The organism is Aeromonas sp. MR7 (genome assembly GCF_963899385.1).
Taxonomy (GTDB): Bacteria; Pseudomonadota; Gammaproteobacteria; order Enterobacterales; family Aeromonadaceae; genus Aeromonas; species Aeromonas bestiarum.
The window spans coordinates 327,499-353,528 of the sequence record NZ_CAWQXH010000011.1; the positions used below are offsets into that span (position 1 = coordinate 327,499).

Annotated in this window: 28 protein-coding genes; all 28 read left to right on the top strand. The window is 59.7% G+C overall.

Translation table 11 applies throughout. From position 1 onward, the window contains the following. Nucleotides 1–29 precede the first annotated feature (29 nt). Nucleotides 30–818, top strand: a complete 789-nt coding sequence (fliH, locus tag AACW87_RS06470; protein WP_043555967.1) for a flagellar assembly protein FliH — start codon at nucleotides 30–32, stop codon at nucleotides 816–818. 71 nt (nucleotides 819–889) lie between these two features. Beyond that, nucleotides 890–2,221, top strand: a complete 1,332-nt coding sequence (fliI, locus tag AACW87_RS06475; protein WP_043134686.1) for a flagellar protein export ATPase FliI — start codon at nucleotides 890–892, stop codon at nucleotides 2,219–2,221. Nucleotides 2,222–2,247: 26 nt separating this feature from the next. Continuing rightward, the gene (fliJ, locus tag AACW87_RS06480) at nucleotides 2,248–2,688 is read left to right on the top strand and encodes a flagellar export protein FliJ (RefSeq protein ID WP_042871992.1); all 441 of its coding nucleotides are present in this window, start codon (nucleotides 2,248–2,250) and stop codon (nucleotides 2,686–2,688) included. A 92-nt stretch (nucleotides 2,689–2,780) separates the two neighbouring features. Continuing rightward, nucleotides 2,781–4,706, top strand: coding sequence for a flagellar hook-length control protein FliK (locus AACW87_RS06485; protein WP_241324528.1), 1,926 nt, complete (start codon nucleotides 2,781–2,783; stop codon nucleotides 4,704–4,706). Between the two features lie 57 nt (nucleotides 4,707–4,763). Then, nucleotides 4,764–5,282: a flagellar basal body-associated protein FliL gene (gene fliL / locus AACW87_RS06490; RefSeq protein WP_043134688.1), complete on the top strand. Its 519-nt coding sequence runs from the start codon at nucleotides 4,764–4,766 to the stop codon at nucleotides 5,280–5,282. Nucleotides 5,283–5,291: 9 nt separating this feature from the next. Continuing rightward, complete coding sequence (fliM, locus tag AACW87_RS06495) at nucleotides 5,292–6,362, top strand: flagellar motor switch protein FliM (protein WP_043134689.1); 1,071 nt, start codon at nucleotides 5,292–5,294, stop codon at nucleotides 6,360–6,362. Nucleotides 6,363–6,413: 51 nt separating this feature from the next. Beyond that, a complete protein-coding gene (fliN, locus tag AACW87_RS06500; protein WP_017412373.1) occupies nucleotides 6,414–6,806 on the top strand; it encodes a flagellar motor switch protein FliN in 393 nt (130 codons plus the stop codon). 61 nt (nucleotides 6,807–6,867) lie between these two features. After that, the gene (gene fliO / locus AACW87_RS06505; protein ID WP_043134690.1) at nucleotides 6,868–7,251 is read left to right on the top strand and encodes a flagellar biosynthetic protein FliO; all 384 of its coding nucleotides are present in this window, start codon (nucleotides 6,868–6,870) and stop codon (nucleotides 7,249–7,251) included. Further along, nucleotides 7,238–8,017, top strand: coding sequence for a flagellar type III secretion system pore protein FliP (gene fliP, locus AACW87_RS06510; protein WP_098984608.1), 780 nt, complete (start codon nucleotides 7,238–7,240; stop codon nucleotides 8,015–8,017). Before fliO ends, fliP begins: the two co-directional genes overlap by 14 nt. A 27-nt stretch (nucleotides 8,018–8,044) precedes the next feature. Further along, nucleotides 8,045–8,314, top strand: a complete 270-nt coding sequence (fliQ, locus tag AACW87_RS06515) for a flagellar biosynthesis protein FliQ (protein ID WP_098984607.1) — start codon at nucleotides 8,045–8,047, stop codon at nucleotides 8,312–8,314. A gap of 79 nt (nucleotides 8,315–8,393) precedes the next feature. Beyond that, complete coding sequence (gene fliR / locus AACW87_RS06520) at nucleotides 8,394–9,191, top strand: flagellar biosynthetic protein FliR (protein ID WP_098984606.1); 798 nt, start codon at nucleotides 8,394–8,396, stop codon at nucleotides 9,189–9,191. 86 nt (nucleotides 9,192–9,277) lie between these two features. Further along, on the top strand, nucleotides 9,278–10,408 hold the full coding sequence (gene flhB / locus AACW87_RS06525) for a flagellar biosynthesis protein FlhB (protein WP_043134781.1): 1,131 nt from the start codon (nucleotides 9,278–9,280) through the stop codon (nucleotides 10,406–10,408). 107 nt (nucleotides 10,409–10,515) lie between these two features. Continuing rightward, complete coding sequence (flhA, locus tag AACW87_RS06530; RefSeq protein ID WP_241324529.1) at nucleotides 10,516–12,618, top strand: flagellar biosynthesis protein FlhA; 2,103 nt, start codon at nucleotides 10,516–10,518, stop codon at nucleotides 12,616–12,618. 16 nt (nucleotides 12,619–12,634) lie between these two features. Continuing rightward, nucleotides 12,635–14,053: a flagellar biosynthesis protein FlhF gene (gene flhF, locus AACW87_RS06535; RefSeq protein ID WP_241280326.1), complete on the top strand. Its 1,419-nt coding sequence runs from the start codon at nucleotides 12,635–12,637 to the stop codon at nucleotides 14,051–14,053. Nucleotide 14,054: 1 nt separating this feature from the next. Next, entirely contained in the window at nucleotides 14,055–14,930 is an 876-nt protein-coding gene (locus AACW87_RS06540; protein WP_042872011.1) for a MinD/ParA family protein, read from the top strand. Further along, the gene (locus AACW87_RS06545; protein ID WP_043134697.1) at nucleotides 14,923–15,642 is read left to right on the top strand and encodes an RNA polymerase sigma factor FliA; all 720 of its coding nucleotides are present in this window, start codon (nucleotides 14,923–14,925) and stop codon (nucleotides 15,640–15,642) included. Before AACW87_RS06540 ends, AACW87_RS06545 begins: the two co-directional genes overlap by 8 nt. Nucleotides 15,643–15,765: 123 nt before the next feature. Then, the gene (cheY, locus tag AACW87_RS06550) at nucleotides 15,766–16,137 is read left to right on the top strand and encodes a chemotaxis response regulator CheY (RefSeq protein ID WP_005298814.1); all 372 of its coding nucleotides are present in this window, start codon (nucleotides 15,766–15,768) and stop codon (nucleotides 16,135–16,137) included. A 12-nt stretch (nucleotides 16,138–16,149) separates the two neighbouring features. After that, complete coding sequence (locus AACW87_RS06555) at nucleotides 16,150–16,890, top strand: protein phosphatase CheZ (RefSeq protein ID WP_043134698.1); 741 nt, start codon at nucleotides 16,150–16,152, stop codon at nucleotides 16,888–16,890. 11 nt (nucleotides 16,891–16,901) lie between these two features. Continuing rightward, on the top strand, nucleotides 16,902–19,070 hold the full coding sequence (locus tag AACW87_RS06560) for a chemotaxis protein CheA (protein ID WP_241324530.1): 2,169 nt from the start codon (nucleotides 16,902–16,904) through the stop codon (nucleotides 19,068–19,070). A 32-nt stretch (nucleotides 19,071–19,102) separates the two neighbouring features. Further along, the gene (locus AACW87_RS06565) at nucleotides 19,103–20,218 is read left to right on the top strand and encodes a protein-glutamate methylesterase/protein-glutamine glutaminase (protein WP_043555984.1); all 1,116 of its coding nucleotides are present in this window, start codon (nucleotides 19,103–19,105) and stop codon (nucleotides 20,216–20,218) included. Between the two features lie 2 nt (nucleotides 20,219–20,220). After that, nucleotides 20,221–20,958 carry a flagellar motor protein gene (locus tag AACW87_RS06570; RefSeq protein WP_043134702.1) on the top strand — a complete coding sequence of 246 codons (738 nt, stop codon included), beginning with the start codon at nucleotides 20,221–20,223 and terminating at the stop codon, nucleotides 20,956–20,958. Between the two features lie 2 nt (nucleotides 20,959–20,960). Next, nucleotides 20,961–21,872: a flagellar motor protein MotB gene (locus tag AACW87_RS06575; protein WP_098984602.1), complete on the top strand. Its 912-nt coding sequence runs from the start codon at nucleotides 20,961–20,963 to the stop codon at nucleotides 21,870–21,872. Between the two features lie 4 nt (nucleotides 21,873–21,876). Continuing rightward, entirely contained in the window at nucleotides 21,877–22,671 is a 795-nt protein-coding gene (locus tag AACW87_RS06580) for a ParA family protein (protein WP_043555988.1), read from the top strand. After that, complete coding sequence (locus tag AACW87_RS06585; protein WP_241324531.1) at nucleotides 22,668–23,540, top strand: chemotaxis protein CheW; 873 nt, start codon at nucleotides 22,668–22,670, stop codon at nucleotides 23,538–23,540. Before AACW87_RS06580 ends, AACW87_RS06585 begins: the two co-directional genes overlap by 4 nt. Before the next feature lie 69 nt (nucleotides 23,541–23,609). Continuing rightward, nucleotides 23,610–24,098, top strand: coding sequence for a chemotaxis protein CheW (locus AACW87_RS06590; protein ID WP_005298836.1), 489 nt, complete (start codon nucleotides 23,610–23,612; stop codon nucleotides 24,096–24,098). Nucleotides 24,099–24,116: 18 nt separating this feature from the next. Further along, complete coding sequence (locus tag AACW87_RS06595) at nucleotides 24,117–24,503, top strand: DUF2802 domain-containing protein (RefSeq protein WP_043134707.1); 387 nt, start codon at nucleotides 24,117–24,119, stop codon at nucleotides 24,501–24,503. A 163-nt stretch (nucleotides 24,504–24,666) separates the two neighbouring features. Continuing rightward, the gene (ccmA, locus tag AACW87_RS06600) at nucleotides 24,667–25,302 is read left to right on the top strand and encodes a cytochrome c biogenesis heme-transporting ATPase CcmA (RefSeq protein ID WP_103472013.1); all 636 of its coding nucleotides are present in this window, start codon (nucleotides 24,667–24,669) and stop codon (nucleotides 25,300–25,302) included. A gap of 4 nt (nucleotides 25,303–25,306) precedes the next feature. After that, nucleotides 25,307–25,975 (top strand): heme exporter protein CcmB, encoded by a 669-nt coding sequence (ccmB, locus tag AACW87_RS06605; RefSeq protein ID WP_042034081.1) that lies wholly within the window; start codon nucleotides 25,307–25,309, stop codon nucleotides 25,973–25,975. Nucleotides 25,976–26,030: the final 55 nt, after the last annotated feature.

A 26,030-nucleotide genomic window follows, 5' to 3' on the forward strand; every position in this document is an offset into this window, starting at 1 on the left:
CTGGCGGTGGCGAGGAGCGCCTCTAAAGCATGAACAACAAGCTGCGTGGCTATGTACGTCCCGACGGGGACGACGCCCGGGTCGAGGCCTGGGGCTGGCCCGAGATGGAGGTCGAATCCGAGGTCGAGACCAATGCCCTCGGGCTGACGCCGGACTGGTATCGGCAGGAGGAAGAGGCGCCGGTCGAGGAGCCGGCAGAGGAGCCGACTCCCAGCATCACGGCAGAAGAGCTGGAAGCCATCCGTCAGGCCGCCTGGGACGAGGGCATGGCCGAAGGCCAGGCTGCCGGCTTTGCCAAGGGGCTGGAGGAAGGCAAGCTGGAAGGCCTGCAACAGGGCCATGCCGCCGGGCTGGAGCAGGGCAAGGAGGAGGGACTGGCCATGGGCCGCGAGCTGGTGGATCAGCAACTGGCCCACTGGCAGTCGCTGGTCGATCGTCTCGCCACCCCCCTCAACGAGCTGGATCAGGCGGTGGAGCAGCAACTCATCGCCCTGGTGCTGCAGCTGACCCGCGCCCTCATCCGGCACGAGGCGGAGACGTCCCCCCGCATCCTGCTGGAAGCCCTAAAACAGGGGCTGGCCTTGCTGCCTGCCGCCGAGCAGGGGGTCACCCTGATGCTGCATCCCGATGACATCACCCGGGTCGAGCAGGCGTTCGGGGTGGAAGAGTGCGCCAAGCGTCACTGGCGGCTGCAAAGCGATCCCACCCTCTCCCCCGGCGACTTGCAGCTGGCGACCGAACTCTCCAGCATCGATCTGACGCTGGCGGGCCGCATCGACCAGCTGCTGCGCAACTTCTTGCGGGACAATCACGAATAACCTGCGACGGGCCGGCGCAAGCCGGCCCGTCGCAGGCATGACCCATCTCAATATCGCTTTCAGGAGGCCAGATGAGCGGCTCGTTACTCACTCGGTTGCAAGGGTATCGGGTGCGCGATATCGCGCCCAAGCCGCCCGTTGCTGGCAAATTGACCCGGGTGGTGGGCCTCACGCTGGAAGCTATCGGCTGCCGCGCCGCCATCGGCGCCCTCTGTCGCATCGATACCCAGGACGGCATGCTGGAGGCCGAAGTGGTGGGTTTCTCCGGCGATCGCCTGTTCCTGATGCCGAGCGAGCAGCTCAAGGGGGTCATCCCGGGTGCCCGTGTGGTGCCCATCACCGAAGAGCACGGCATTCCGGTCGGCATGAACCTGCTGGGCCGGGTCATAGACGGCATAGGCCAGCCGCTGGACGGGCTTGGCCCCATTCTCTCCTCCCAGACGGTGCAGTTTGCCCAGCACCGCATCAATCCGCTCTCCCGCCGACCCATCCATCAACCGATGGACGTGGGCGTGCGCGCCATCAACGCCGTGCTGACCGTGGGGCAGGGCCAGCGGATGGGGCTGTTCGCAGGCTCGGGCGTCGGCAAGTCCGTGCTGCTCGGCATGATGACCCGTGGCTCGGTGGCGGACGTGGTGGTGGTGGGCCTCATCGGTGAGCGGGGCCGGGAAGTGAAAGAGTTTATCGAAGACATTCTGGGGGAGGAGGGGCGTGCCCGCTCCGTGGTGGTGGCGGCCCCGGCCGATGCCTCGCCCCTGATGCGCCTCAAGGGGTGCGAGACGGCGCTCGCCATCGCCGAGTATTTTCGCGATCAGGGGCTCAACGTGCTGCTCTTGATGGATTCGCTGACCCGTTACGCCCAGGCCCAGCGTGAAATCGCGCTGGCGGTGGGCGAGCCGCCGGCGACCAAGGGGTATCCGCCCTCGGTATTTGCCAAATTACCGGCGCTGGTGGAGCGGGCCGGCAACGGCAGCGACGGCCAGGGTTCCATCACCGCCTTCTTCACCGTATTGACCGAGGGGGATGACTTGCAGGATCCCATCGCCGATGCGGCGCGGGCCATCCTCGACGGCCACATAGTGCTGTCGCGCGAGCTGGCCGATGCGGGTCACTACCCGGCCATCGACATCGAAAAATCCATCAGCCGGGTCATGCCCATGGTCACGTCGCCCCAGCACATGGAGCTGGCGCGGACTCTCAAGCAGTTCTACTCCCTCTATCAGCAGAACCGGGATCTCATCACCATAGGCGCCTACAGCCAGGGTTCGGATCCCCGCATCGATCGCGCCATAATACAAAAACCCTATCTGGATCAGTTCTTGCAGCAGGGAATGCGCGAGGTCATTCACTACGATGAGGGCCTGCAATCCCTGCAACTGGTGGCCATGCCCCTGATGCGTTGACCATATGATGAAGAGGGAAGGCAGTCATGAGTAAAGGCTTGGTGATGTTGTCCGAGCGGCTGGTGGAGGCCGAACAGCAGGCGGCGCTGGCGTTGGCCAAGGCCCAGCAGGATCTGAAAATCTTCATGGAACAGCAGGAAGCGCTCAACCAGTACCGCCAGATCTACCATCAGCAGTGGACAGATCGCGGTCTGCAGGGCATAGCGGCCCAGCAGAATGCCCAGTATCACGCCTTCATCAACAAGCTTGAGCAAGCGGCTACCCAGCAGTACGAAGGTGTGCTGCAGGTGCGCCAGGCACTGGCGTTGCGGCGCGAAGAGTGGCTGGCCGCCCAGCAGAGGCGCAAGGCAGTGGAGCTGCTGCTGGCCAAGCAGGCCGGGCGTGAGCAGCAGAAGGCCCAGCGTCAGGAGCAGAAGATGCTGGATGAGTACGCCATGCTGCGCCGCTTCCATCATTCTGGCCTGTAACTTGCTTTATTCTGTCCATCCAGTGTGCGCCTCACTGCCATCGCGTTCGTGAGGGCCGCACCAGAACCCGATTGTCGTCAGGGATTTTCATCATGATGCAGACACTGCTAACCAATACCCCCCCCGTTCAGGCTGCTGCGCCTGCCGACAAGAGTGCTCCGCTCCCTCCCCCCTCTGACAGCGCTGAACTGACGCCACAGGGTGAGCCGAAAGGCGGTTTCTCCGATGTGATGGCCAAGGCCCAGGCAGAGGGTATGCCTGTGACCAAGGCCGCTCAGGCGGCTGCAGGCGAGCCGAAGGCCGGTGGTCAGGTCGTCACTGACCCTGTGGCTGGTGACAAAGGTGCCAGTGACAAGCATGCCGATGCCAAATCTTTGGCGAATGCCACCGAAGGCTCGGCGGCCAGCGACGATAAAAAGAAAAAAACGCAAGAAGCCGAGAGCAGCGCCTCTCCCATCGATTTCTTGCAGCGTCTGCAAGATGCCCTCAAGCAGGACACCAGCCTGGTCTCCCCCGCGCCCCTCAACCTGGTAGCGACCGCGCCAGCCGTGGAAACGGACGGCAATATGTTGCCGCAAGCGGGGGAGGACGCAGAGGCGGCCGATGTGCTGGTCGGCGCGGGCGACAAGCCGCTCAGCCTGGATGACAGAAAAGCCGCAACCGGCGCAGCCTTGCAGGCACAACAGGCCGCCAGCCTGCTCAAGGGGGAAGGGGTTGAGGTGCCGGCAGCTGAGGGCGAGGCGCAAGCCATGGAGAGCGATGCTGCCGCCATGGCTGCCCAGCCGAAAGAGGCAGGCAAGGACAAAGGCGCGGCTGGCACAGACAAAGCGGACAAGGCCGAACTCACCGGCGCCGAGCGGGCCGCCTTGCTGAGCAAGGTGTTGCCGACCGAGGCGGTGGACAAGGCCGCCAAAGGCGAGGGGAACAAGTCCGTCGAGATCGATGCCAGCGCCAAACCCGTCACTCCTTCCATGGGCAACAAGGAGGGCGCCGAGAAGGCACATCCCCAGCGTGCGATGGAGCAGGCCGTGCCCACCCAGACGAGCGCCACCAGGGCGTTTGAAGCGGGTCAGGAGCAGGCTGACACGGATACGACCCGCTCGGCGGATGGCGCTCAGACCAGGGGCGCTGCCGAGGGGGGCGAGCAGCCCCAGGCCAGGGCGACCACGGCCGCCAAGTCAGAGAGCCCGCTGGCCACCGCTGGCAGCAGCGCCACGGCGCCGGCTGCCCAGCCGCCAGCCGAACCCGTGTTAACGGCCCCGCAACAGGTGCTGGCCAGCAGTGAATCCCAGGGGCCGCAGGCCTCGCTGAGCGCCTTGTCGGCCGGGATCAAGCAGATGGAGGCCAGCGAAGGCCGCGAGTCTGCCAAGGTCAGGAGCGAGGTCAAGGTGGACGTGAAGCAGAAGGTGGCCGAGTTTGGCAAAGGCAGCGTCCTCGGGACCGAGTCCAGCACCCACGACAGTCATCACAGCCAGCAGGTGCAGCAGAACAGCCAGCCCCAGGTGGCCAACAACGACAGCAAACCCACGGTCGACATAGCGGCGCGGCGCGATCCCCAGAATCTGCCCCACCTCAAGCTGGCCAACCCGGAGGCGCCGGCCCAGCTGCACCAGAAGGTGAACCTGATGCTGGCGGACAAGTTGCAGCAGGCGGAGATCCAGCTCGACCCCCTTGGCCTTGGCAAGATGAAGATCCAGATCCAGATTGGCGCCGACAACCAGGCCAACGTGCACTTCGTGGTACAACATGGCCAGACCCGCGAGATGCTGGAGCAGGCCATGCCACGGCTGCGTGATATGCTGGCCGGGCAGGGCATCCAGCTCGGTCAGACCCTGGTGCAACAGCAGCCGCAGCAACAGTCACAGGGTCAGTCGGCCTTTGCCGGACAGGGCCAGCAAGGTCAAAAAGAGAGCGGAACTTTTGCCGAAACAGGCCAAACTGAGGCAGAGGTCACGGCCGCAGGCAGTCGTTTGCTGACGGAATCGACAAACGACAGCGGAATTGATTTCTATGCTTGATGCCAGCCTGAGTAAGTTTATGATATCGAACAAGTTTGAGACTAGGGTGGACAAGGGATGGCAGATGATAACGAACTGACGCTGAAAGACCCGGCGGCAGGCAAGAAAAAGAAGCTGATCATGGTAGTCGCCCTGGCCGTGATTGTGCTGGGTGGCGGTGGTGCCGGTGCCTGGCTGATGCTGTCCGGCGGCGACAAGCCGGCGGCCGAAGCCTCGGCGGAAGGGAAGGATGCCAAGCCCAAGGAGGAGGCGGCCCAGCCCTCGCTCTATGTGGGCATGCCGCGCCCCTTCGTGTTCAACGTCTCGGGTGGTCAGCGGGATCGACTGGTGCAGATCAAGATCCAGCTGATGGTGCGTGGCGCCGCCGACGAGACCCTGGCCAAGCAGAATGTCCCCCTGATCGAAGGTACCCTGCTGCGGGTCTTCAGTGCCGCTACCAGCGAGCAGCTGATGACCTTCGAAGGCAAGGAGAAGCTGCGCAAGGATTCACTGGAAGAGTGCCGTCGGGTGCTCAATGACCTGGTCTCTTCCCCCGTTATCGAACAAGTGCTGTTTACCGGCTTTGTAATGCAATAAGGGTGATGCGTGAGCGATCTGTTAAGTCAGGACGAAATTGATGCCCTCTTGCACGGTGTCGATGATGTCGAAGAGGAAGAGATAGGCGCGGCGGGAGATCCCGGCGTCGCCCAGTTTGACTTCTCCTCCCAGGACCGCATCGTCCGTGGTCGCATGCCGACCCTGGAGCTGGTGAACGAGCGTTTCGCCCGCCACATGCGGATCAGCCTGTTCAACATGATGCGCCGCACCGCCGAGGTCTCCATCAACGGCGTGCAGATGCTCAAGTTCGGCGAGTACGTCCATACCCTGTTCGTGCCGACCAGCCTGAACATGGTGCGTTTCCGTCCCCTCAAGGGCACGGCCCTCATCACCATGGAAGCCCGCCTGGTGTTCATCCTGGTGGAGAACTTCTTCGGCGGCGATGGCCGCTATCACGCCAAGATCGAGGGGCGTGAGTTCACCCCCACCGAGCGGCGCATCATCCAGATGCTGCTCAAGCTGGTGTTCGAGGATTACAAGGATGCCTGGGCGCCGGTGATGGATGTGGGCTTCGAATACCTCGACTCCGAGGTGAACCCGGCCATGGCCAACATCGTCAGCCCCACCGAGGTGATCGTCGTGAGCTCGTTCCACATCGAGCTCGATGGCGGCGGCGGGGATTTCCACGTGGCCATGCCTTACTCCATGCTGGAGCCTATCCGCGAGCTGCTGGATGCCGGTGTGCAGAGCGACAAGGGTGATACCGACGTGCGCTGGAGCAAGGCGCTGCGTGACGAGATCATGGACGTCAAGGTCGAGATCAGAGCCAAGCTGCTGGAGACGGATCTGACCCTGCGCGAGCTGATGGAGCTGCGACCCGGTGACATCATACCGGTGGAGATGCCGGAGAACCTGCTGGTCTATGTGGAAGATTTGCCCACCTTCCACGCCAAGATGGGGCGGACCAAGGAGAATGTGGCGCTCAAGATTACCGACAAACTCAAACGCCCGGAAGGGGTCAAGACAGAGATGCATCTGGTGACCCGGGGCGGCATACGCATCGATGGTGAGGCCGAGCTGGAAGAGCTCGAGCGCAGCATCGAAGATCAACAGCGATAACATGGACTGCCTGTCACGACAGACGGTCACGAAGCAGCATAAGGAAGCAAGATGAGCGGAACTGATGAAGAGGATCTGATGGCGGACGCCTGGGCAGCCGCCCTGGAAGAGCAGGTGATTGCCGAAGCTAAGCCGGCTCCCCTCGAGGAGCTGACCGATGACGCCCCCATCAGTGCCGAGGAGCGGCGCAAGCTCGACACCATACTCGACATCCCGGTCACCATCGCCATGGAAGTGGGCCGCAGCCAGATCAGCATCCGCAACCTGCTGCAGCTGAACCAGGGTTCGGTGGTGGAGCTGGATCGGGTGGCGGGCGAGCCGCTGGACGTGCTGGTCAACGGCACCCTGATCGCCCACGGCGAGGTGGTGGTGGTAAACGACAAGTTCGGTATCCGTCTGACCGATGTCATCAGTCAGATTGAAAGGATCAAGAAACTCAAATGACCAGAATCATTGCGTTGACTGGTCTCATCATCAATCAGGCCGAAAGGATCAACAAAATCACATGATCCGCGCGTTCCCGTTACTGCTGTTGTCCCTCCCGGCACTGGCCAATCCCGGTGCGGGGGCCAATCCCCCCAGCCTCACCTCCTGGCTGCTCTCCAGTCTGATGGTCATAGGCCTCATCCTGGTGCTGGGCTTTCTGCTCAAGAAGAGCAAGATAGCCACCGCCATGGGCGGCGGCCAGATGCGGGTCATCGCCAGCCTGCCGGTGGGTTACAAGGAGAAGCTGCTGGTGGTCAAGGTGGGTGAGCAGCAACTGCTGATCGGGGTGACGCCGCAGCAGGTCAACTTCCTCTATCGCCTGGAGGAGCCGCTGGACGAGAGCCAGCCCCAGGCGTTTTCCCAGCAGCTTGGCAAATTGATGGGCAAGCATGAAAAAACCTAACCGCTTATGGTCACAGCTTGGGCTGCTGGTCGGCCTGTTGGCATCCCTGCTCCTGTTGTCACCGCTGGCACTGGCCCAGGATGGCATGTCGGCTGTGACCATCAAGACCATGGCGGACGGCAGTCAGGAATACAGCCTGACCCTGCAAGTGCTGGCGCTGATGACGGCGCTCTCCTTCTTGCCGGCCATGGTCATCATGATGACCTCGTTTACCCGCATCATCATAGTGCTGGGCATACTGCGCCAGGCTATAGGTCTGCAGCAGAGCCCCTCCAACCAGGTGTTGGTCGGCATTGCGCTTTTCATGTCGTTCTTCATCATGTCGCCCGTGCTGGATCGCATCAACAACGAGGCGCTGCAGCCCTATCTGGCCGAGACGATCCAGGCCAAGGAGGCGCTGGAGAAGGCCGAGCTGCCCATCCATCAATTCATGCTGGCCCAGACCCGGATCAAGGATCTCAACACCTTCATGGAGATAGCCAACGTGCAGGTGGACAAGCCCGCCGAGGTGCCGTTGCGGGTGTTGATCCCGGCGTTCGTCACCAGCGAGCTGAAGACCGCCTTCCAGATAGGTTTCATGCTGTTTCTGCCCTTCCTGGTGATAGACCTGGTGGTGGCCAGTATCCTGATGGCCATGGGGATGATGATGCTGTCGCCTATGCTGGTATCACTGCCGTTCAAGCTGATGCTGTTCGTCATGGTGGATGGCTGGAACCTGATCCTGGGATCCCTCGCCAACAGCTTCGGGCTGGGTGCCGGTGGTTAAGGCGGACAAACGCAAGGAGCGAATGGCATGAGTCCGGAAACCTTTATCGACGTCTTTCGCGAGGCACTCTGGCTGGTGACCGTCATGGTGTGCGCCGTGATCCTGCCGAGCCTGTGCGTCGGCCTGCTGGTGGCCATCTTTCAGGCCGCCACCTCCATCAACGAACAGACCCTGAGCTTCCTGCCCCGTCTCATCGTCACCCTGTTTGCGCTGGGGGCGGGCGCGCACTGGGGCTTGCAGAGTCTGATGGACTTCTTCCTGCTGATGGTGAGCCAGATTCCCGAGGTGGTGGGATGAGCCATGCCCGGCAAGCCTCTGGGACGTCCCCTGACGGCCCGCTGATGGCGGCATCTCACGCCACCCCCGGGGTGGTGAGATGACCTACACGACCGCTCTCATCATGGAGTGGTTGTCTTCCATCCTCTGGCCGTTGGCGCGGGTGAGCGGCCTGTTGATGGTGATGGCGGTGTTTGGCAGTCGCCTGACGCCGGCCCGTATCCGTATCGGGTTGGCGCTGGCGCTGACCTTCATGATCGCCCCCCTGTTGCCTCCCATGCCCAAGATAGAGCTGTTCTCCGTCGGCAGTTTTCTGGTGTTGGCCCAGCAGTTGCTCATCGGCATAGCGCTTGGCCTCATGACCCAGTTTCTGATGGAGAGCTTCGTGATGGCCGGTCAGGTCATCGCCATGCAGACCAGTCTGGGCTTTGCCACCCTGGTGGATCCCATGAACGGCCAGTCGGCCCCCGTGGTGGGCCAGTTCTATCTGATGCTGGCGACCCTGGTGTTTCTGGCGGTGGATGGCCACCTCATCATGCTGCGCATGGTGGTGCTGAGCTTTGATACCTTGCCGGTCTCAGATGCCGGGCTCACCCTGCCCGCCATCCGCAGTCTGGTCGGATTCCTGGGGGTCATGTACCAGGCCTCGCTGGTGATGGCGCTGTCGGCCATAGTCGCGCTGCTGCTCATCAACTTTGCGTTCGGGGTCATGACGCGGGCGGCGCCCCAGCTCAACATCTTCAGCATAGGCTTCGCGGTCAGCATGATGTCCGGGCTGCTCATCCTCTGGCTCACCATAGGCGGCTTCCTCGGCCACTTCGACTCCATGTGGGAGCGGGTGCAGGAGACCAGTTGCGAGCTCATCAACGTCCAGTGCTTCGGTGGCCAGAATGGCTGATTGCGTGCAGCTGGGTAGCGAACGACTCGATGCCTTCCGGGGGCGAGCACAACTGAGCAAGCTCCCGCGTGTCGGAGGTCGGCAACATGGCTGATACCGATCAGGAACGTACCGAACAACCCACGGGCAAACGACTGCAACAGGCCCGGGAAAAAGGGCAGATTGCACGTTCCAAGGAGCTGGGTACCGCCAGCGTCCTGTTGGCGGCCGTCTTTGGTCTCTTGATGGTCAAGGAGAGTCTGGCCGGCGCCATGGTCAAGATCCTCACCATGGGTTTCACGCTTGATCGGGATCAGGCCTTCGATCCCAATGCCATGGGGGCCATGGTGCCCGCCCTGTTGAGGGAGCTGCTGCATCCGCTCGGCCTGCTGTTCATGCTGGTGGCTATCGCCGCCTTCGTCGGCAACACCCTGATGGGGGGCATGAACTTCTCCTCCGAGGCCATGCTGCCCAAGTGGAGCAAGCTGAGCCCCTTGAATGGTCTTAAGAGGATGTTCGGGGTGCAATCTCTGGTCGAGCTGATCAAGTCCATCGCCAAGGTGGTGTTCATCACCCTGTTTGCCTGGTGGATGCTGTCGAGCCAGTTCAACCACCTGCTCAACCTCTCCCTGGAGGGCTACCCGGGTGGCATCATAGATGCGCTGGATCTGTTGCTGTGGATGCTGATCATCCTCTGTTGCGCCCTCATCCCCATAGTGGCCATAGACGTGCCGTTCCAGCAGTGGAACCACATGCGCCAGCTCAAGATGACCAAGCAGGAGGTCAAGGACGAGTTCAAGGACAGCGAGGGCAAGCCCGAGGTGAAGGGGCGGATCCGCCGCTTGCAGATGGAGATGGCGATGCGCCGCATGATGGGGGATGTGCCCAAGGCTGACGTGGTCATCACCAACCCGACCCACTACTCGGTGGCGCTCAAATACGATACCGCCAAGCCGGGGGCCGCGCCCAAGGTCGTAGCCAAGGGCACTGATGAGATCGCGATGAAGATCAGGGAGATAGCAAGGGAGTACGAGATCCCCATCATGCCTTCTCCCGGGCTCACCCGCGCCATCTTTCACTCCACCGAGATAGGTCACGAGATACCGGAAGGGCTGTTTGCCGCCGTGGCTCAGGTGCTGGCCTATGTGTATCAGCTCAAGAAGTTCCGCCGTGGCCGTGGCCGGCGCCCCAATCCGCTCGCCAAGGATCTGCCCATTCCGCCTGAATTCCGCAAATGACAAACTTCTGACACAGTCAAAATAAAATCATTTAAAATCAATACATTGAATTGTTGGCTTGATGTTTGCTTTAATCTTGCACCAGCGGTTTGAGATTGAGAAAAAAGATGAAATTCCAGGCATCATTGGGCCGATTGAAAGAGCACAGGGGATTGCTGACCAAGGGGGTGGGGACACCGCTGCTGGTGCTGGCGTCTCTGGGTATGGTCGTGCTGCCCATACCGCCGCTGATGCTGGATGTGCTCTTCTCCTTCAATATCGCGCTCTCCATCGTCGTGCTGCTGGTTGCCGTCTATACCCGACGCCCGCTGGAATTTGCCGCCTTTCCAACCGTCCTGCTGCTCGCCACCTTGCTGCGCCTGGCGCTCAACGTGGCGTCAACCCGGGTGGTCTTGCTGGAAGGCCACAACGGCAGTGCGGCGGCCGGCCATGTGATCGAGGCGTTCGGCAACGTGGTGATCGGCGGCAACTATGCCGTCGGCATCATCGTCTTTACGATCCTGATGATCATCAACTTCGTGGTGATCACCAAGGGTGCCGGGCGGATCGCCGAGGTGAGCGCCCGCTTTACCCTGGATGCCATGCCAGGCAAACAGATGGCCATAGATGCCGATTTGAACGCCGGGCTTATCAACCAGGAAGAGGCGAAGAAGCGCCGCCAGGACGTGACCCAGGAAGCCGACTTCTACGGCTCCATGGACGGTGCCTCCAAATTCGTGAAGGGGGATGCCATTGCGGGCATCATGATCCTCTTCATCAACATCATAGGTGGCTTCATCATCGGCATGATGCAGCACCAGCTGACCTTCAGTGAAGCGGCTCAGATCTACACCCTGCTGGCCATAGGTGACGGTCTGGTTGCCCAGATCCCCTCCCTGCTGCTCTCCATTGCCGCGGCCATCATAGTGACCCGGCAGAACACGGATCAGGACATGGGCACGGCCGTGCTGGGCCAGCTGTTTGACAACCCCAAGGCGCTGATCATCTCGGCCGGCATACTGCTGATGATGGGGCTGGTACCCGGCATGCCGCACTTTGCCTTCCTGAGCCTGGGGATTCTCTCGGCTGCCGGTGCCTGGTGGCTGCTGCGCCGCGAGAAGCGGGCCGCCGCCAAGGCTGCCAAGGGCGAACTGATGCCCGCCACGACCGACCAACCCCATGAGCAGAAAGAGCTGAGCTGGGACGACGTGATGCCGGTGGACATCATAGGGCTGGAGGTGGGCTATCAGCTCATCCCGCTGGTGGATCGCAATCAGGGCGGGGAGCTGCTCAACCGGATCAAGGGGGTACGCAAGAAACTCTCCCAGGAGCTGGGCTTTCTGGTGCCGGCCGTGCACATTCGCGACAATCTGGATCTCGCACCCAACCAATATCGCATCACCTTGATGGGGGTCAGTACCGGCGAGGCCAATGTTTACCATGATAAGGAAATGGCCATCAATCCGGGTCAGGTGTTCGGCCAGATCCAGGGTATCGCCACCCGGGATCCCGCCTTCGGGCTGGAAGCCGTATGGGTCGCCAAGGAGCAGGTCTCCCAGGCCCAGACCCTCGGCTATACAGTGGTGGATACCGCCACCGTGGTCGCCACTCATCTGAGCCAGATCCTCTCCAACCATGCGGCCCTGCTGCTGGGTCATGACGAGGTGCAACAGCTGCTCGACATGATAGGGAAGCATCAGAACAAGCTGGTGGAAGGACTGGTTCCTGAAGTCATCAGCATGGGTAACCTGGTGAAGGTATTGCAGAATTTGCTCAATGAAGGCGTGCCAATCCGCGATATGCGCACTATCCTGCAGACCCTGGTGGAATACGCCCCGCGCAGTCCGGATCCGGAAGTGCTGACGGCAGCCTGCCGTATCGCCCTGCGTCGCCTGATAGTGCAGGAGATTGCAGGCCCGGATCCCGAGCTGCCGGTGATCACCCTGGCACCAGAATTGGAACGTATATTGCATCAATCCCTGCAGGCAGGGGGTGGTGATGGCGCCGGCATAGAGCCGGGCCTGGCGGAGCGGATGCAACGCTCGCTGGTGGAAGCCACTCAACGACAAGAACTGGAAGGCCAACCGGCCGTGCTTCTGACATCAGGGATACTGCGCAATACCCTGGCGAAATTTGTCAAGAATGCCATTCCTGGATTGCGCGTTCTGTCTTATCAGGAAGTGCCTGATGACAAGCAAATCCGCATCGTCAGTGCGGTAGGACAGAACTAGTTAGCGGAGATGACGGGTGAAGATTAAGCGGTTTTTTGCCAAGGACATGCGAACGGCTCTGGCCGAGGTCAAGGAGACTCTCGGGCCTGACGCCGTCATCATGTCCAACAAGAAGGTCACTGGTGGGGTGGAGATAGTCGCCGCTGTCGATTATCAATCCCAGGTCCCGGGACCCAAAGATGCGCCGGTTCGCCGTCAGTTGAACGATGAGAGCGTCAATATCTCGTCTGCCGGACGGCAGATGACCCGTCCTGCGCCCACCCAGGCCCAGGAACAGAACGAACACTATGCCGATACCCTGGCCGCCCTGCTGGCGCGCCAGCAGAAGTTGAACCCGGCCAATCCGGCCGGTCTCAAGGGGGCGGCACCCGTTGCCGCCGCCGGTTCAGCTCCCCGCACGCTGGCCGAACAGGGCCAGTGGGGAGCGGCTCCCGAGCCCGCCAAGCCGAAGGCCAGGGCGGCCGCTCCCGGCCGCGCTTCCCAACCCGCACAGCGGGATCCCGAGATGGAAGGGATGCGCAAGGAGATGGCCAGCATCCGCAAGTTGCTGGAGCACCAGATCTCCGGGTTGATGTGGCAGGAGGTGGAACGTCGCGAGCCGATGCGTGCGCTGCTCATCAAGGAGCTCAAGAAGATAGGCTTTGACGATGCGTTTGCCGATCAGCTGGCGGGCCTCATCCCCGAGGACATGTCCATCCATCAGGCCATGGCCCAGCTGGCCGAGGTGTTGACTGCCCAGCTCAAGATCAGCGAAGACGATATTTTACGTCAGGGTGGGGCGGTTGCCCTGCTCGGACCGACCGGGGTGGGCAAGACCACCACCATTGCCAAGCTGGCGGCGCGGTTTGCCATGAAGTATGGCGCCGAGCAGGTGGCGCTCATCACCACGGACAACTACCGGATCGGCGCCCATGAGCAGTTGCAGACCTATGGTCGCATCATGGGCTGCCCGGTACGGCAGGTGAGGGATGCCGAGGAGCTGGCCACTGCGCTCTATCAGTTCCGCCATCGTCGGTTGGTACTGATCGATACCGCCGGGGTGGGGCAGCGGGATATCCGTCTGACCGAGCAGCTCGATACCCTGGTCAAGAATGCCAAGGTACGCATCCGCAGCTACCTGGTGATGTCCGCCACTTCCCAGCGTCGGGTGATGCAGGAGGCGGTGGACCATTTCCGGCGTATTCCATTAAGCGGCTGCATACTTACCAAATTGGATGAGAGTCTGAATCTGGGCGAAGTGATTAACGTGTGTATCCAGAATGCACTGCCCATCAGCTATATCACTGATGGACAAAGGGTTCCGGAAGATATTCAAGTTGCCAATGCGGCGCAGCTCGTCGGAGCTGCCATGGGCTCGCTGGAGCGGGAAACAGAAGAACCCTATTTCTGGGGTGCAGGCTTTGGCGAGGCCGAAGATTCGGAGTTTTATGAGTAACATGTATATGGATCAGGCGAGTGGTCTGCGCAAAATGCGTCAAAACAATCGAGTAAAAGTGATCGCCGTTTCCGGTGGCAAGGGTGGCGTGGGCAAGACCAACGTGACCCTGAACGTGGCAGGAGCCATGGCCGCACAAGGCAAACGGGTGATGGTGCTGGACGCCGACCTTGGCCTTGCTAACGTTGACGTCATGCTGGGGCTGCGGGTACACCGCAACCTCTCCCATGTCCTGGCTGGCGAGTGCACCATAGACGACATCATAGTCGAGGGTCCCTACGGCATGATGATAGTGCCGGCCACATCGGGCACCCAGTCCATGGTCGAGCTCTCTCCGGTGCAGCATGCCGAACTGATCCGCGCCTTCAGCGAGATGAAGACCCAGGTCGACATACTGCTGGTGGATACGGCGGCGGGGATCTCCGACATGGTGCTGAGCTTCACCCGCGCCGCCCAGGACATCATGATAGTGGTGTGCGATGAGCCGACCTCCATCACGGATGCCTACGCGCTGATCAAAATCCTCTCCAAGGATCACGGCGTGTTTCGCTTCAAGGTGGTGGCCAACATGGTGCGCAGCCTGCGCGAGGGGCAGGAGCTCTACGCCAAGCTGACCCGAGTCACGGACCGCTTTCTGGATACCTCGCTGGAGCTGGTGGCGTGCGTACCTTACGACACCAACCTGCGCGCCGCCGTGCGCAAGCAGAAGCTGATTGTCGAAGCCTTCCCCAAGTCACCTGCGGCGCTGGCGTTTCGCGCCCTCGCCAACAAGGCGGCAAGCTGGCCCATTCCTAACCAACCCGGCGGTCATCTCGAATTTTTCCTGGAAAATTTGCTGCAAAGGCCGGTCATAGCACAGGAAGGTTCCCGTGAATAAAGCCCAAGCGTACTTGCGTCATCAGGATTCCTATGTGCTGGTCGAGCGTCATGCTCCGCTGGTGAAACGGATTGCCCAGCATTTGTTGGCTCGCCTGCCAAGCAGTGTCTTGCTGGATGACCTGATCCAGGCAGGTATGATTGGGCTGCTCGAAGCTTCCCGCAACTTTGACGGCAGCAAGGGCGCCAGCTTTGAAACCTATGCCGGGATCCGCATCCGCGGCTCCATGCTCGACGAGATACGGCGGGGGGACTGGGTGCCACGCTCGGTGCACCGCAACAGCCGCTCCATCGCCGAAGCCATCGAAAATGTTGAACAAGCGCACGGTCGTGATGCCCGTGATACCGAGGTGGCCGCCCAGATGGGGGTCAGCCTCGGCGAGTATCACGCCATGCTGCAGGATGTCTCCTGCGGCAAGATCATCGGTATCGAGGATCTGGGGGTTAGTGAGGATGTGATAGGCCACCCCGACGATGCCGCAGGCAACAGCGGGTTTGACGAGCTGGCGGCCGAGCGTTTTCAAGGCGCCCTAGCCGAACACATAGGCCGTCTGCCGGAACGGGAAGCGCTGGTCCTCTCCCTTTACTACGATGAAGAACTGAACTTGCGTGAAATAGGCGAGGTATTGAATGTCAGCGAGTCTCGCGTGAGCCAGATACACAGTCAGGCCATGCACAGATTACGCGCTCGTTTAAGAGATTGGCATGTATAAGTGTTTGTACTGGCTACACTGAAACAAAACTCTAAGGCATAATCCGCAAAACAAAACCTGCGATCTGCATCATGTAAGTGAGCCGCTATGGCGGCTATTTAGGAGGGAATTTTGGACAAGAACATGAAAATCCTCATTGTTGACGATTTTTCAACGATGCGCCGGATTATCAAGAACTTGCTGCGTGACCTGGGATTTAACAATACCCACGAAGCAGATGATGGCAACACGGCCTTGCCAATGTTGAAAAATGGTGATTTTCAGTTTGTCGTCACCGACTGGAACATGCCCGGTATGCAAGGCATTGACTTGCTCAAGGCTATTCGTGTCGATGACAAGCTCAAGCATCTGCCGGTACTGATGGTAACGGCCGAAGCCAAGCGCGAACAGATCATTGAAGCCGCCCAGGCGGGTGTCAATGGCTATATCGTCAAGCCTTTCACCGCTGCAACGCTCAAAGAGAAACTCGACAAAATCTTTGAACGAATCGGCTAAGGAGCAGCAGGGATGAAGGCCAAAACGAGTGCAATGATTTCGCTCGATCAGGCAAGGATGCTTGTTGCCCATCTTGAGCAAGGCGAGTTTGAACAGGCCGATACTATCATCGCAGATGCATGTGCTCCCAATGCGGCTGCTCTGTTTGACAAAGTGGGTCAGCTGACCCGACAACTGCACAGCTCCTTACAAGATTTCCGGCTGGATTCCCGGATCCCCGACCTGGCAACCCATGAAATTCCCGATGCCCGGGAACGTCTCAGCTACGTCATCGACATGACAGACAAGGCAGCCAACCGCACCATGGATGCGGTGGAAGCCAGTCTACCGATTGCCGACCGGCTCAATGACAACATCCAGCTGGTTATGCCCAACTGGAATGCCCTGATGAGCAGGGAGATGAATGTCGGGCAATTTAAGTCTTTGTGTCACCAACTGGATGATTTTATTAAGGCTTCTGAATCTGATGCCGATAAATTACGGCAACTGCTGACAGAGATCCTGATGGCGCAAGATTTTCAGGATTTGACCGGCCAGATGATCCGCAAGGTCATCAAGTTGGTTCAGGAAGTTGAAACTAAATTAATAGAAATGCTGACTATGTTTGGTGAGGCATCTGTTGAGCATTCATCTCGCAGCCTTCCTGTAAGCGGGATTGAAGCTGAAGGCCCCATCATGAACCCTGAGACTCGTTCCGATGTGGTCAATGGTCAGGATGATGTGGACGATCTGCTGTCTAGCCTGGGATTTTAATGGAGTGACGCATGGCCTTCGAAGTTGATGAAGACATACTGCAAGACTTTTTGGTCGAAGCATCCGAAATATTGGAACAGTTGTCCGAACAACTGGTCGACTTGGAAAAGCGACCCGATGACAAGAATCTGTTGAATGCCATATTTCGCGGCTTCCATACCGTCAAAGGCGGCGCCGGTTTTCTCTCTCTGGGTGAGTTGGTAGACGTTTGTCACGGTGCTGAAAACGTGTTCGATATCTTGCGCAATGGCAAGCGAACCGTCACGGCCGAATTGATGGATGTCATTTTGCAGGCGCTGGATGCCATCAATGTGATGTTTGCCCAGGTGCAAAATCGCGAACCGCCTAGCCCTGCCTCAGCTGAAATTCTGCATGACCTGCATGAGCTCTGCAAACCCGAAGGCGAGGAGCAGTTGTTGACCGCCTCGGCGGGCAATAGTGCGCCCGCTGAGACTGCGGCATCTGCTGACGAGGTGATCGCGGCTCCTGAGCCTGAAGCGGTTGCCGCACCTGTCGCCGTCAATGGTGGCGGCTCCATCGATGAGATCTCAGCCGATGAGTTCGAGCGCCTGCTCGATGAACTGCATGGCGTCGGCGGAGCCCCGACCCCGGTTGCGAGCCCAGTGCTGACCGGTACGGGGGATATCACAGACGACGAGTTTGAAGCCTTGCTCGACCAGTTGCATGGTCAGGGTCAGCATAGCGGCGCGCCTGAGACCAATCCGTTGAAGTCGGTGCAAAAAGAGGTCGACGAACTGATCGATGATGATGAGTTCGAACGTCTGCTCGATGAGTTGCATGGTCGTGGTCAAGGGCCAAAAACCAGCATCACGCCCCCTGTTGCACCAACAGTCGCCGCACCGGTGCCTGCAGCCCCTGTGGCGCCTGCCCCCGTTGTCAAGCCAACGCCTGCTCCTGCACCCAAACCGGCAGCCGCGCCTGTTGCTGCCGCCAAACCGGCACCGGCCCCCGTCAAGCAAGCCGCTGCACCAGCAGAGAATGCGGTGCAAAGCGATACCACTGTGCGGGTGGATACCAAGACGCTGGACGTCATCATGAACATGGTGGGGGAATTGGTGCTGGTACGGAATCGTCTGGTGAGCCTGGGGATCGCCAGCAACGATGAAGACATGTCAAAAGCGGTTGCCAATCTGGATGTGGTGACCGCAGATCTGCAAGGCGCCGTGATGAAGACGCGCATGCAGCCCATCAAGAAAGTATTCGGCCGCTTCCCCCGAGTCGTGCGCGATCTGGCCCGCACCCTCAAGAAAGATATTGAGCTGGTGATGGTCGGGGAAGAGACAGATCTGGACAAGAACCTGGTCGAGGCCCTGGCCGATCCGCTGGTTCACCTAGTGCGCAACTCCTGCGACCATGGGGTCGAGATGCCGGATGTGCGGGAAAAAGCGGGCAAGCCACGGCAGGGTACCATTACCCTGAGCGCTTCCCAGCAAGGTGACCACATTCTGCTTTGTATCGAAGACGATGGTGCCGGCATGGATCCGGAGAAGCTCAAGTCCATTGCCATCAATCGTGGCGTACTGGATGCAGACACGGCGGCGCGCATGAGCGACAGCGATGCCTATAACCTGATTTTTGCTCCCGGTTTCTCGACCAAGTCCGAGATTTCCGATATCTCCGGTCGCGGTGTCGGCATGGATGTGGTGAAGACCAGCATAGTGAGCCTCAATGGCTCTGTGCATATCGACTCTACTTGGGGTAAGGGCACTCGCCTCGAGATCAAGGTGCCCTTGACCCTGGCCATCTTGCCAACGCTGATGGTGGAAGTGGGCGAGCAGACATTTGCCTTGCCGCTGGGGTGTGTGAACGAGATTTTCCATCTGGACCTCAAGAAGGCCAACATGGTGGACGGTCAGCTCACCATCATAGTGCGCGACAAGGCCATCCCGCTCTTCTACCTGCACAAGTGGCTGGTGAAAGGGACAAACAAGAAGTCACGGCAGGATACGGGCCATGTGGTCATAGTGCAGATTGGCACTCAGCAGATAGGCTTTGTCGTGGATAATCTGATTGGCCAGGAAGAGGTGGTGATCAAGCCGCTGGACAACCTGCTGCAAGGAACCCCTGGCATGGCCGGGGCCACCATCACCAGCGATGGTGGTATTGCACTCATTCTGGATGTGCCGAGTCTGCTCAAAGCATATGCGCGTAGACATTGATAGCTCAGGCCCAAGGAGTTAGAAAAATAACAATGGCAGTCAAGGTATTAGTTGTCGACGACTCGAGCTTCTTCCGCCGCCGGGTCAGTGAGATCATCAATCAGGATCCTATGCTGACGGTGATCGATACGGCCCAGAATGGACGGGAAGCGGTAGACAAAGCGCTGGCTCTGCGGCCGGATGTGATCACCATGGACATAGAGATGCCCGTGATGGATGGCATCAGCGCCGTGCGCGAGATCATGGCCAAGTGTCCCACTCCGATCCTGATGTTCTCCTCCCTGACCCATGAAGGGGCCAAGGCCACCCTCGATGCCCTGGATGCGGGCGCTCTCGACTTCCTGCCCAAGAAGTTCGAAGACATAGCCCGTGACAAGGACGAAGCCGTTCGCTTGTTGCAACAGCGGGTCAAGGAGATATCGCGCAAGCGCTTCCTGATGGCCGCGCCCGCCAGGCCAAAAGCCCCTGAACCGGCCGCTCGCAGCCCACTGGGCGGCTCGTTGTCACGTCCCGGCGATCGTCAGGTCGAGCCACAACGGGTCGTACCGGTTGCCGCGTTTAAACGCAGCGGGAAAACCTACCAGCTGGTGGCTATCGGCACCTCTACCGGTGGCCCTGTGGCCCTGCAAAATGTGCTGACCAAACTACCGGGCGATTTCCCTCATCCCATTCTGCTGATCCAGCACATGCCGGCAACCTTTACCGCCGCGTTTGCCGCTCGTCTCAACGGTCTGTGCCAGATCGGAGTCAAGGAAGCGGAGGATGGTGATGTACTCAAACCCGGTCACGCCTATCTGGCGCCAGGTGGCAAACAGATGTTGCTGGAAGGGCGCGGAGTCGGTGCCCGCATCCGGATCGTCGATGGCAATGACAAGGTCAACTACAAGCCGTGCGTGGATATCACCTTCGCATCGGCAGCCAAAACCTATGCCGACAAGGTGCTTGCCATCGTATTGACCGGCATGGGGGCGGATGGTCGGGATGGTGCGCGTCTGCTCAAGGAGCAGGGCTCCACCATCTGGGCCCAGGATGAAGCCTCTTGCGTCGTATACGGTATGCCGCAAGCTGTCGCCAAGGCGGGCATCGCCACTGAGTCACTGCCGCTGGACCGGGTAGCACAACGTATTCTGGTTGAGCTGGGTCGCTAAAGATGGGCATGTTTGGCCTGATCCTGGCTCTGGGAGCCATTGCCATTGCCCAGCTATGGCATGGCGGCACCCTGCTCACCCTGCTCGACGGACCTGCATTTGTCATCGTCGTTGGTGGCACCTGGGGGGCCGTCATTTTGCAGACGCCGCGCAAATATCTGCTTGAGGCGATCAGGCAGCTGCGCTGGATGTTGCTCCCCCCTGGTTGGGATCTGGTCAATCAGGCCGAACGCTTGCAGGCATGGGCCGTGTTTGCCCGCCAGCAGGGTCTGCTGGCGCTGGAAAATCAGGCCGATCAGGAGAGCGATGAGTTCACCCGTCAGGGGCTCACCATGATAGTGGACGGGGTGTCGATAGATGATATTCGCATGTTGTTGGAAGCGGACATCGACATCGAGCAGGAGCGTAACGAGCACTCGGCCCGGGTCTTCGAGGCCATGGGGGGATACAGTCCGACCATCGGCATCATAGGTGCCGTAATGGGTCTGATCCAGGCCATGTTCCATCTGGAGGATCCGGCAGCCCTCGGCGCCGGCATTGCCGTTGCGTTTGTTGCCACCATTTACGGGGTCGGCTTTGCCAACCTCTTTTATCTGCCGATTGCCAACCGTCTGCGCGCCTTTCATTATCATTACGCCCTGTTCCAGGAGATGACGCTGGAAGGCTTGATGGCGATTGCCCACGGTGAGAATGGCCCGCAGGTTGAGCGGCGGTTGAAGGCTTATCTGAAAGGAGAGTAGCCATGCGCAAGCGCTATCGTTTGCATCTGCAAGGTCGAGAACATCTCGATCGCTGGCTGGTTTCCTACGCCGACTACATGACGCTGATCTTTGCGCTGTTTGTGGTGCTCTATTCGGTGGCGTTGGTCAACAAAGACAAATATCGCGCCGTCATCGACGGCATGACCCAGGCATTCAACGTCATGCAGCCACGCAGTGATGGCCTGCTGGAAGGGCAGGGGAAGTCGCTGTTGAACAACGAGGTATCGGCTGCCCCCTCAGTGCTGGAGAGTGCTTTGCCGCCTTCTCCCTCCCTCGCTCCCATCTCCGGTGTGCCCATCAAACAAGATGGCATGACGCTTGCGAAGATAGATACGCAGCTGAAAGAGAACATGGGCACCCTGGTCGAGGCCGGTGTGGTCAAGCTCACGCTGGATGATAACTGGTTGACGGTGGAGTTGAGCTCGGGTCTCTTGTTTGGCAGCGGCAGTGCCTTTATGAGCACCAATGCCGACCCTGTGCTCAATACGCTTTCAGGTATTCTGAAACCGGTCGATAACTATGTGAGAGTGCGGGGCTACACAGATAACCAGCAGATAAATAATGAAATTTTTCGCTCCAACTGGACGCTGTCAGCAGCAAGGGCCGAGGCTGTGCTCACAGCTCTCATCGCCAAGGGCATAGCACCACAGCGGCTTGCCTACGAGGCATACGGGGAGTTTTCTCCCTTTGCCGGGAATGACAGCGAACAGGGACGCTTACAGAATCGCAAGGTGGTGGTCGCTATTTCCAAGTTCGCCTGGGCGCCACCCGCTCCCGTCAAGCCTGTGATGGTGGAGCCGGTTCCTGCAGTGCAACAGGCGGTAGAGGCAGGCGAGGTCAAGGTGATCACTCTGCCAGGTGGTGGCATACGCATAACAACAAGGCAGGATTGATACAGTGATTGTTTGGACGGTTGCCAACCAAAAAGGTGGGGTCGGTAAAACCACCACAGTGGTCTCGTTAGCCGGTATCCTGGCTCAGCGTGGCCAGCGGGTGCTATTGATTGACACCGATCCCCATGCTTCCCTGACCTCTTATCTCGATTTTGACTCGGATCGACTGGACGGCACTCTCTATGAGTTGTTTCAGGCCGTCAAACCGACGGCCGAGCTGGTCAATAAACTGACGCTGCGAACCAAGTTTGAGAACATCCACCTGCTGCCGGCCTCCATTACCCTGGCCACTCTGGATCGGGTGATGGGCAACCGCGAAGGCATGGGGTTGGTGATCAAGCGTGCCCTGCTGCGCATTCAGGATCAGTATGACTACGTGCTCATCGACTGTCCGCCAGTGCTGGGGGTCATGATGGTCAACGCCCTGGCGGCCTGCGATCGGATCCTGGTGCCGGTTCAGACCGAGTTCCTGGCCCTCAAGGGGTTGGAGCGGATGATGAAGACCTTCGAGATCATGCAGCGATCCAAGCGGGAGAAGTTCCGTTTCACAGTGATCCCCACCATGTTTGACAAGCGTACCCGTGCCTCTCTGATGACACTGAAGTCCATCAAGGATCAACATGGCGATGCGGTATGGAACGCCGTCATCCCCATAGACACCAAGTTTCGGGATGCCAGCTTGCTCCACATTCCCCCTTCCATTTATTCGCCGAGCAGTCGCGGCACTTATGCCTATGAGACCTTGCTCAACTATCTTGATGCCCAGGAGCGTCAACGTGCTCATGAGGTGGCATCATGAGCGACACGACCCAAGTCAGGGCCATGGATGATTACTTCCACTCCCTGTTGCTGGATGAGGCGCTGTTGCCTGATCTGCCAGAGGAACCGGAACCTGCGCCCGTTGTCCGGCTGCTACGTCAGCCTCAGGTGCAGCCCGAGGTGGTGGTGCAACCCTATCTGGAGGCAGATGAGCGGCTCGAACAACTGAGCGAGCTGCTCGCCCAGGTGGGTCAGGTGCAGTTTGAGATGGACGCCCTGAGCCACGAAGAGGTGATCAGCGAGCCGCTGCAGATCGAGGCCGAAGATGCCTTGCTGCCGGTTGAACCCGTATGGCCGGAGGAGATGCCAGCCCCTGTGGTGACAGAGCCATCGGCGCTGGTGATGACAGAGACGGCGGTGGAACTGGCCCCTCAGGCAGAAGTCGCACCATCGACATGGGAGAATATCGACACTGGCAAGGAGTTTCAGGCGCTCTTCTTCGAAGTCGCCGGCGTTACCTTCGCGGTGCCCCTGACCGAGCTTGGCGGTATCCATCAACTGGGAGAGGTCTCGTCACTGTTCGGTCAGCCGGATTGGTACCGTGGCATCATGACCTCCCGCGAGCAGAAGATGAACGTGGTGGACACGGCGCAGTGGGTGATGCCGGGTCAGCATCTGGACATAGCGGATTACAAGTATCTGATCATGCTGGGCGAATCTCCCTGGGGACTCGCCTGCCATCATCTGAAGGGCACAGAATTATTGCATCGTGATCAGGTCAAATGGCGTCACCAGGAGGGCAAGCGCCCCTGGCTGGCAGGCATGGTCAAGGAGAAGATGTGTGCCCTGCTGCACGTCAGGGAATTGCTCCTGTTGCTGGAGCGTGGGGTCAACATAGAAGGTCGCTGATAACTTCTGCACTTGTGCTGTTTTATTGCTAGTTTTACCAGTAGACGTTTTCATAAAAGGAATAAAAACATGACAGAAAAGCGCAATATTGCACAGAATCTGGCCGAAGATGAAGTGCTGCAATGGGTCACCTTCCAGCTGGAAAATGAAACCTACGGCATCAACGTGATGCAGGTGCAGGAGGTGTTGCGCTACACCGAAATCGCCCCTGTGCCAGGTGCGCCCGAGTATGTGCTTGGCATCATCAACCTGCGTGGCAACGTGGTGACTGTCATCGATACCCGCTCCCGTTTCGGCCTGCCTTCCGGCGATGTGAGCGAGAACTCGCGCATCGTCATCATCGAGGCGGAGAAGCAGGTGATCGGCATCATGGTCGACAGCGTGGCCGAGGTGGTCTATCTGCGCTCCTCCGAGATCGATGCCGCCCCTGCCGTGGGCACAGAAGAGAGCGCCAAGTTCATTCAGGGCGTCAGTAACCGCGATGGTCAGCTGTTGATCCTGGTCGATCTGAACAAGCTGCTCTCCGATGAAGAGTGGGAAGATATTGGTTCCCTCTGATAGGAAAATGATGTGTTGATGATTGAAATAGCCGCCTTGGGGGTGTCCTTGCTGGCGTTGGTGCTGGCCCTGTACGGGGTGATCAGCAGCCGACGTGGCCAGCGAGAGTCCGAGGCCAGGGTGGAGACACTGCAAGGCCAGCTTGAGAGTCTGCGCAAGCAGATGATGGAGCTGCACACGGGGGCCATCGGCATGGGTCAGCGTTTGCAGTCCGTTGAAGGGGCCATGCAGCAGGTCAATGATCGCCAGCAGGAGCTGACCCTGCAGGATCCGGAACGCCGCCTTTACAGCCGTGCCGCCAAGATGGTGGAGCTGGGCGCCGACCTCGACGAGGTCATGAATGAATGTGAATTGCCGAAGGCCGAGGCAGAACTGTTGATTTCATTGCGAAAAGGCCGCTCATAGATCCTCAGGAAGGCGCCCGCCTTCCTGATTTTTTTCACCCGTCCGGCGTGCCAAAAAGGCGGGATCTCCCCCACAAATCCTGCTGATAGTTGGCATCTTTGAAAAGACGCTCTCCAATACTGTGTTAATATGCAGGCCGCTTCTTTTCACTGATTACATCCTCATGCTGCTTCAAATTAACAATCTGAGCTGCGTGCGTGAAGATCGCACTCTGTTTGAACATCTCTCCTTTGCGGTGGCTCCCGGCGATCTGGTGCAAATTGAAGGCCCCAACGGAGTGGGGAAGACCAGCCTGCTCCGGTTGCTGACCGGCCTGTCGCAGCCATTTGCCGGTGAGGTGTGCTGGAATGGCGAGAATATCCGCAGCTGTCGTGATGAATATCATGCCAATCTGCTCTATCTGGGCCATCAGCCTGGTGTCAAGGCGGCGCTGACGCCGCTCGAAAATCTCACCTTCTATCAAAAGTTGCATCATCCGGCTCAAGCGACGGTAGATTTGTGGCAGGTGCTCGCCCAGGTCGGCCTGGCCGGGTTTGAGGACTATCCCACCGGGCAGCTCTCCGCCGGCCAGCAGCGCCGGGTCGCGCTGGCCCGCCTGTGGCTCAGTGAGAAGCCGGCGCTCTGGATCCTGGATGAGCCGTTCACCGCCATCGACAAGCAGGGCGTCAAGGTGCTGGAGCGGCTGTTCCTGGCCCATGCCGAGCGGGGTGGCATGGTGATCCTCACCACCCATCAGGACATGACTCTGATGGAAGGGCGGTTGAAGACCCTCTCCCTCACGCCCTTGCTGCAGGAGTAGTTTGATGTTGCGCGCCGTAATCCACCTTATTCATCGCGAGTTGCTGATGGCCCTGCGCCAGCGCTCCGACATACTCAATCCGCTCTGGTTCTTCCTCATCGTCATCACCTTGTTTCCCCTTGGCATAGGCCCCGAGCCCAAGCTGCTGGCCCGTATCGCCCCCGGCATCATCTGGGTGGCGGCTCTGCTGGCGGCCATGCTCTCGCTGGAGCGGCTGTTTCGCGATGACTTCAGCGACGGGGCGCTGGAGCAGATGATGCTGATGCCTCATCCGCTGGGCTTGCTGGCGCTGGCCAAAGTGATCGCTCACTGGCTGTTGACCGGCCTGCCGCTGCTGCTGATCTCCCCGCTGCTCGCCATCCTGTTGTCGCTGGACATGAACACTTATCTGGCGGTGGTCGCCACCCTGGCGCTGGGGACGCCCGTGCTGAGCCTGCTCGGGGCGGTCGGCGTCGCCCTGACGGTCGGGCTGCGCAAGGGGGGGGTACTGCTCAGCCTGCTGATCCTGCCGCTCTATATTCCGGTACTGATTTTTGCCACGTCCGCCATCGATGCGGCGGGCATGGGGCTGCCCTATTCGGGCCAGCTCGCGATTTTGGGGGCCATGCTGGCCGGTGCGCTGACCCTGACCCCCTTGGCGGTCTCGGCGGCGCTGCGGGTCAGCGTGAACTGATGAACGCTGTGGTAAGGCGGCTCGGGATGGGCTGTTATAAAAAATATACTTGAGA